General features: G+C 68.2%; 6 protein-coding genes. 1 reads left to right on the top strand and 5 read right to left on the bottom strand.

Annotation, left to right across the window (positions count from 1 at the left end; translation table 11 throughout):
* Positions 1–275: 275 nt before the first annotated feature.
* Together ACWAUG_RS12730 and ACWAUG_RS12735 are read right to left on the bottom strand one after the other, a co-directional pair.
* On the bottom strand, positions 276–1,025 hold the full coding sequence (locus ACWAUG_RS12730; RefSeq protein ID WP_298040771.1) for a hypothetical protein: 750 nt from the start codon (positions 1,023–1,025) through the stop codon (positions 276–278).
* Between the two features lie 23 nt (positions 1,026–1,048).
* On the bottom strand, positions 1,049–1,477 hold the full coding sequence (locus ACWAUG_RS12735) for an META domain-containing protein (RefSeq protein WP_298040773.1): 429 nt from the start codon (positions 1,475–1,477) through the stop codon (positions 1,049–1,051).
* 201 nt (positions 1,478–1,678) lie between these two features.
* Here ACWAUG_RS12735 and ACWAUG_RS12740 point away from each other — a divergent pair, with 201 nt between their 5' ends.
* Positions 1,679–3,754 carry a S1 family peptidase gene (locus tag ACWAUG_RS12740; RefSeq protein ID WP_460802688.1) on the top strand — a complete coding sequence of 692 codons (2,076 nt, stop codon included), beginning with the start codon at positions 1,679–1,681 and terminating at the stop codon, positions 3,752–3,754.
* Between the two features lie 67 nt (positions 3,755–3,821).
* Here ACWAUG_RS12740 and ACWAUG_RS12745 read toward each other — a convergent pair whose 3' ends face one another.
* From ACWAUG_RS12745 to purL, 3 genes are all read right to left on the bottom strand, one after another.
* The gene (locus tag ACWAUG_RS12745) at positions 3,822–4,175 is read right to left on the bottom strand and encodes a TraR/DksA family transcriptional regulator (protein ID WP_298040777.1); all 354 of its coding nucleotides are present in this window, start codon (positions 4,173–4,175) and stop codon (positions 3,822–3,824) included.
* A 78-nt stretch (positions 4,176–4,253) separates the two neighbouring features.
* On the bottom strand, positions 4,254–4,397 hold the full coding sequence (locus tag ACWAUG_RS12750; protein WP_298040779.1) for a hypothetical protein: 144 nt from the start codon (positions 4,395–4,397) through the stop codon (positions 4,254–4,256).
* Complete coding sequence (gene purL, locus ACWAUG_RS12755; RefSeq protein WP_298040781.1) at positions 4,394–6,712, bottom strand: phosphoribosylformylglycinamidine synthase subunit PurL; 2,319 nt, start codon at positions 6,710–6,712, stop codon at positions 4,394–4,396. Before purL ends, ACWAUG_RS12750 begins: the two co-directional genes overlap by 4 nt.
* Positions 6,713–6,963: the final 251 nt, after the last annotated feature.

Here is a 6,963-nt window from a genome sequence, read left to right on the forward strand (position 1 = left end):
GGGACGTCGATCAGGTCGAGGCGGCGACCGCGTCCTGGGTGCTCTGGTTCAACACCGAACGCACCCACGGCTCCATCTATGACCTCACACCCCTCGAGCTCGAGCAACTCGACTACGCTCGCAACGAACCGGTCGAACGAGCCGGCTGACACCAGCAAAACACTCTCCGGACATGCCGGGGCGAGTCAGATCCACACTTCGACATGATGAAAGCCCGCCACCCCGCAAGTCTCTCAGGGAAGCCTCATCGAGCTTTGGGAGACACGTCCTAGGAATCAGGCGGGCGGGTCCTGCGGCGGTGGCGCGATCTCCCGCGCCACCTGATTCTCGAGCACCTCGACGGCCTGATCGCTCAACACGATCAGGCCGTCGAGCTCTTGGCGCACGCGCTTGTAGGCGATGTTTCGCTCGGCCTGGGTGGCTGATTCGTCGACGGCGACCTTCAGGAGCTTCTGCGCACGGTCGAGCTTCTTGCGCTCGGCCTCGCTGAAGGTGGAGTCGCGCAGGCGCCGGGCCTCGCGCTCGGCGACTTCGAACGCGACGGCATAGGCGCCGACGGCATCCAGATACTCGCTGATCTGTTGCTCGCCGACGTGCGTCTCGATCGAAGCCGGGCGCAGAGCGTCGGCGGTCTTCTTCGCACGCAGGAATGCTGCGGTCAAGGGTTGGCGGCCATCGCTCATCGCGGGGAAGGCGATGAGCTTGGCGACGTCGAGCTCGTAGTCGAGCCAGCGTGCGGTGATCTCGTCATGCTCGGCGAAGAGCCGCGAGAGAAGGTCCTCATGGGAGACGGATGGCGCCGAGTCGACTTCTCGCGGTCGTGCCGCGGGCAGGTGGATGCTGGTGGGCCCGGTGCCGGGCGCGAAGCCGGCTTTCAGCCGCATCTTCTCGAGCTTCCGCTCATGACGGCGTTCGGCCGCGCGTTCGGATGACGCGTAGAGCGCGCGTGCACCGCCGGCGATCACGCCGCCGAGGGGGAAGATCAGCCACCAGAAGCTTCCCGCCCACTGCCAGAAGCTCTCCACTGCTGGTCCTCTCCGATACCGGGTTATGCCGTGCGGCCGAGCTCGCCGATCGTCTCGCCCTGGTCGTTCATGACGGTGAGGGTGTCGCCGTCGATGGAGACGGTGCGGACACCGCGCAGCCAGTCGTCGACGTCCATGCAGGCCATGAGGGTCGAGGCGTAGGGGGCGAGTTCGACGACGTCGTCTTCGACCGTGTAGGTGGTGTGGATGCCGTTGCACCCGTCGCTGCCGCGGACGTCTCCGCCCTCGGTGAATTCGAGGAACGGTTCGGCCTCGGCATCTGTGCCCCAGGTGCCCACGATGTCTTCGGCGATGGATGCTGCGCCATCATCCGCCGTGGACGTCGGGGCGGATCCGGGGCTCTGCTGACCCGGTGCGCAGGCGGCGAGCAGCATCGTGAGGGCGCCGGTCGCGGCGGCCAGCGTGAGGAGTCTCTGTGCGCGTGTGGTCATGCTCGTCATGGTAGTCGGCGCCGGGTGCGCGTTTGCATTCGTTCACATGAAACGCCGCCTGTTCTGGTTAATTTTTCACTCGATTGTTGGTATCTGTGATTTTGCTGGGTAGTCTGTGTGGGGTTTGTCTGTCTGTTCTGAGACGGCGAACTCCTCTTACCGCTAAGGAACAAGGACATCGAAACTATGAAGAACAGAGGGATGACACGTCGTCCGCTGGCATTGACCGCGGCCACGACGCTGGCCCTAGGGGGGCTCTTCTTCTCCACTCCGGCCTTCGCCGGAACCACCGACCAGTCGGCAGACCAGCAGGACAGCGACGAGGTCTCCGCGGCTCTCGCGCAGGCTGCTGAAGACGCCAACGTCTACGCCTGGGGCACGAACGCGGCGGGTGACCCCGTCGTCGTCGTGGTCGACGATGCGGCCGACGGCGACATCGAGGCATTCGCCGCGGAGGCTTTCGCGGCTGACGCCGAGGAGCCGATCGTCACGACGATCCCCAGCGCTCCGGTCTCGTTCGCCGACGGCGACGTCGTCGGCGGTCAGGGTTACCTGCTGCCGACGGACGACAACCGCGTCAGCACCTGCTCCTTCGGCTTCGCCGCATGGTCGCCCGCCGGCGACCCGGCCTTCCTCAGCGCCGGGCACTGCGCTCAGGGCCCGCAGGACCTCTTCCTGTCGGACCCGAGCCTGGACTCGGGCTCGGGCAGCGAGTCCGAGTACGTCGGGTACGGCGACGGGGACGTCCTCGCCGGAACCTTCGGCTTCAGTCAGTTCGGCGGTACGGGCAACTCCGCGGGGCGCGACGAGACCCGCCCGATGGAGGACCAGAACTTCACCGATATCGCCGTGATCGATGTCGATGCGGCCAGCGACTACACGCCGGTCCCGGCCGTCACCACGTGGTCGTCGATCACCGCGAACGCCTTCTCGCCCGCTGATGACGTGATCGAGATCACCGCCGTCGGCAACCCCGTCGCCGGCTCCGTCTCCAAGAGCGGCCGCACGACCGGGTACACGACCGGCATGATCTCCGAAGCCTCGGGGCACATCCTCGATGGTTTCTCGAACATCGACGGACACTTCGTCCGCGGCTTCTCGAGCAACGTCATCGCCGGGCCCGGCGACTCGGGCGGTGCGGTGTTCCAGGGTAGCACCGCTGTCGGCGTCATCAGCGGCGGCACCGAGGCGACTGAGACCACCCCGCAGTGGACCTGGTCGACGCTCCTCACCGACGCGCTCACCTACACGAGCGGCTATGAGGTCGCTTTGCACATCGAGGCTCCCGTCGTGACCTCTGCGGCGACCGTCGAGGTCGGCGCGACCGTCACCGGCACCGCCACGGGCGCCGAGACCGTCGAGGTCACCCTCGCCGGCGACACGTTCGAGGCCGCCGTCACGAACGGCGCGTTCTCTTTCCCGGCTCCTGCGGAGCCCGGTGACTACAGCTACTCGCTCACCGCGGTGAACGGCTTCAACGTCTCCGAGGCCACGGCGTACGAGCTCACGGTCGAAGCGGCAGCAACGCCGGCTCCGGCGATCACGTCGCCCGCCGATGGCTCGTCGATCGTCGACGAGGTCACCTCGGTCAGCGGCACGGGTCTCCCGGGCGCCGAGGTCGTCGTCACGATCGACGGCACCGGCTACCCGACCACGGTCGGCACCGATGGCACCTGGACGGTCGACGGCCTCGACCTCGGCTACGGCGAGCACGCGATCAGCGTCGTGCAGACTGCCAACGGCGAGACCTCGTCGGCCGTCACCTCGGAGTTCACCGTGGTCCTGGCCTCGCCCGAGATCACCTCGATCACCGATGGCAGCACCTTCGCCCCCGACAACGGTCCGTCCGAGCTGTCGGGCACCGGCATCGAGGGTGCGACCGTCGAGGTCGTGCTGACCGGCACCGAGCCGGCCGCGTTCGCCGACAGCGGCCCCTTCGAAGCCACCGTCACCGACGGCGTCTGGACGGTCGCGTTCGATGCTCCGCTCTCGGTCGGCGACTACACCGCAACGGCGACGCAGACGCTCGACGGCGCCTCGTCCGCCTCCACCGTGGTCTCGTTTCAGGTCGTCGCAGCTCCCGCCCCCGGCGACGAGGGCGACAACGGCGACCAGGGCGGCAACGCCGGCGACCCGGGCGACGAGGGCACTCTCGCCACGACCGGTATGGACACGACGCTCACGCTGGCTCTCTCGGCCGGTGCCGTCGTGCTCGTCGCGGGTGGCCTGATGCTCATGATCCTGCGCCGCCGCAAGCTGGCTGCACTGCAGGACTGATCCAGATCAGTAAAGGAGGCGGGCATCTCTTCGGAGGTGCCCGCCTCTTCTGCTGTGTGGGGACGTATCAGCGCCCGAGCTTCTCTGCGCAGGGCACGCAGTGCTCGGCGAACGGGCGTACGCGCAGACGTGCGGTCGGGATGCTGCGACCGCAGTTCGCGCACGAGCCGTAGTCTCCGGCATCCATGCGTTCGAGGGCCGCGTCGATCTGGCGCAGCTCGTCCTCCGCGCCCTCGAGGAGCCCCGTCAAACGCGACCACTCGGCGGACAGCGGCACGCCCTCGGGGTCGTGCTCGTCGTCATCGCTCTGCGCTGCGCGATCATGCGTCAGCTGGTGCAGGGTGCTCGCCAGCAGGTCGACGCGCTCGCCGGATTCACGCCGCAGCATGTCGAGCAGGATGCGCAGCTCGGTGTCGCTCATGCCCACACCATAGACCCGTTCGGACGGGCACCGGCGCTTTCGCGTCGGCACCGGCCGGAACGGGTCAGGGAAGGCGGATCAGCCGAACAGCAGGCTGAGCAGCGTGGATCCGCCGCCGAGCAGGATGAGTGACACGATCGTCACCCAGGCGATCGCGCGGATCCGGCGATTGCGGCGTTCGCCGAGATCGCCGTAATCCTCGCTGAGGTTGTCGTCGGTCACGCGTTCTCCGTGACGGTGGGGCCGAAGGCCGCCGGCAGGGTCGCCTGCGAGGTCTGACGCAGCTCATCGGCCGAGACCGTGAACAGGTTCGTGACCTCGAGCTGCGCGACGGAGTCGGTGACGCCGATGCGCAGCACCGGGTACTCGCGTCCTTCGCACAGGCCGCGGAACTTCACGTCGTCCTCACGGGGCACCGTGACGATCACGCGTCCGGTCGACTCCGAGAAGAGAGCGGATGCCGCATCCACGCCGTCGCGCTCCATGAGCTCGGTCAGCCAGACGCGCGCGCCGACGCCGAAGCGCATGACGCCCTCGGCGAGGGCCTGGCCCAGGCCGCCCTCGGAGACGTCGTGGGCGGAGGAGATCAGCCACTCGTCGCGTGCGGCGCCGAGCAGGCCCGCCAGGCGCTTCTCGCCGGCGAGGTCGACCTTCGGCGGCAGGCCGCCCAGGTGCTGGTGCACGGTCTCGGCCCATGCCGAACCGGAAAGCTCGGTGGAGGTGGTGCCGAGCAGGTAGATGTTCTGGCCCTCGTCCTGCCAGCCCGAGGGGATGCGGCGGGAGACGTCGTCGATGATGCCGAGCACGCCGACCAGCGGGGTCGGGTGGATCGGGGTGTCACCGGTCTGGTTGTAGAAGGAGACGTTGCCGCCCGTGACGGGGGTGCCGAGCTCGTAGCATCCGTCGGCCAGGCCGTCGACCGTCTGGCCGAACTGCCACATGACCTCGGGGTTCTCGGGGGAGCCGAAGTTCAGGCAATCGGTGATCGCCGTGGGGACGGCGCCGGTGACGGCGACGTTGCGGTAGGCCTCGGCGAGGGCCAGCTGCGCGCCCGCGTACGGGTCGAGCTGGCAGTAACGGCCGTTGGCGTCGGTCGAGACGGCGAAGCCGAGACCCGACTCCTCGTCGACGCGGATCATGCCGGCGTCATCGGGGAAGGCGAGAGCCGTGTTGCCGAGCACGTAGTAGTCGTACTGGTTGGTGATCCAGCTGGTGTCGGCGAGGTTCGGCGAGCCGAGCAGCGCGAGGAACTGCTCGCGCAGCACCTCGGCGTCATCCGTGCGGGGCAGGAGCTCGGCAGCATCCGCCTGCAGCGCGTCGATCCACGTCGGGTAGGCGACGGGACGGTCGTAGACGGGGCCGTCGACGGCGACGGTCGACGGGTCGACGTCGACGATGCGCTCGCCCTGCCAGTCGATCGTGAGGCGTCCGTCTCCGGTGACCTCGCCGAGGACGCTGGTCTCGACCTCCCACTTGTCGACGACCGCGAGGAAGGCGTCGAGCTTCTCGGGGGCGACGATCGCCATCATGCGCTCCTGCGACTCCGACATGAGGATCTCCTCAGCGGTCAGGGTGGGGTCGCGCAGCAGCACGTTGTCGAGCGAGACGCGCATGCCGCTGTTCCCGTTGGCGGCCAGCTCGCTGGTCGCGCAGGAGATGCCGGCGGCGCCGAGGTCTTGAATGGCCTCGACGAGCTCGTCGCGGTACAGCTCGAGACAGCACTCGATGAGCACCTTCTCGGCGAACGGGTCGCCGACCTGAACGGCGGGACGCTTGGTGGGACCGCCGTCGTCGAACGAGTCGGAAGCGAGGATGCTGGCGCCGCCGATGCCGTCGCCGCCGGTGCGTGCACCGAAGAGGACGACCTTGTTGCCGACGCCGGTGGCGTTCGCGAGCTTGAGGTCTTCGTGGCGGAGCACTCCCACAGCGAGGGCGTTGACGAGCGGGTTCGCCTGGTACACCGAGTCGAAGACCGTCTCGCCGCCGATGTTCGGCAGGCCCAGGCAGTTGCCGTAGAAGCTGATGCCGCTGGTCACGCCGTGCACGACGCGGGCGGTGTCGGGGTGGTCGATCGCGCCGAAGCGGAGGGCGTCCATGACGGCGACGGGGCGGGCGCCCATCGAGATGATGTCGCGGACGATGCCGCCGACACCCGTGGCGGCGCCCTGGAACGGCTCGATGAAGGAGGGGTGGTTGTGGCTCTCGGCCTTGAAGGTGACGGCCCAGCCCTCGCCGACGTCGACGACGCCCGCGTTCTGGCCCATGCCGACCATGAGGCGTTCCTTCATCTCGTCGGAGACCTTCTGGCCGAAGCGGCGCAGGTAGTTCTTCGACGACTTGTAGGAGCAGTGCTCCGACCACATGACCGAGTACATCGCCAGCTCGCCCGAAGTGGGGCGGCGGCCGAGGATCTCCTTGATCTTCGCGTACTCGTCGGGCTTGAGGCCCAGCGCCGCGTAGGGCTGCTCCTTCTCAGGCGTCGCGAGGGCGTTCTCGACCGAATCGGGAACGTGGACGGGGGCTTCAGACGTGGTCACGCGCACTCCAAGAAAAGGTGGCCGGGCGGGGCACGAACAGTCTACTGGGGCTCGGGCGTGCCGTTCGGCCAGGTATCCGCGGCGGCAGGCGATGCGTCCTGAACACTGTTCTGTACGATGGCTGCATGAGCGCTCCCGCACGGCATGATCGGCAGTCCGTCGTGGATGCTGCGATGCGGGTGCTCGCCGAGAACGGGCTGCCCGGGCTGTCGATGCGGCGCATCGCTGATGAGCTCGACGTGCAGGTCAGC

It is taken from the genome of Microbacterium sp. GXF6406, assembly GCF_054798215.1.

Coding starts and splice junctions, on each gene's coding strand:
- ACWAUG_RS12745 (WP_298040777.1), bottom strand. CDS start 4,175: ATGAGCGACACCGAGCTGCGCATCCTGCTCGACATGCTGCGGCGTGAA.
- ACWAUG_RS12735 (WP_298040773.1), bottom strand. CDS start 1,477: ATGACCACACGCGCACAGAGACTCCTCACGCTGGCCGCCGCGACCGGC.
- ACWAUG_RS12740 (WP_460802688.1), top strand. CDS start 1,679: ATGACACGTCGTCCGCTGGCATTGACCGCGGCCACGACGCTGGCCCTA.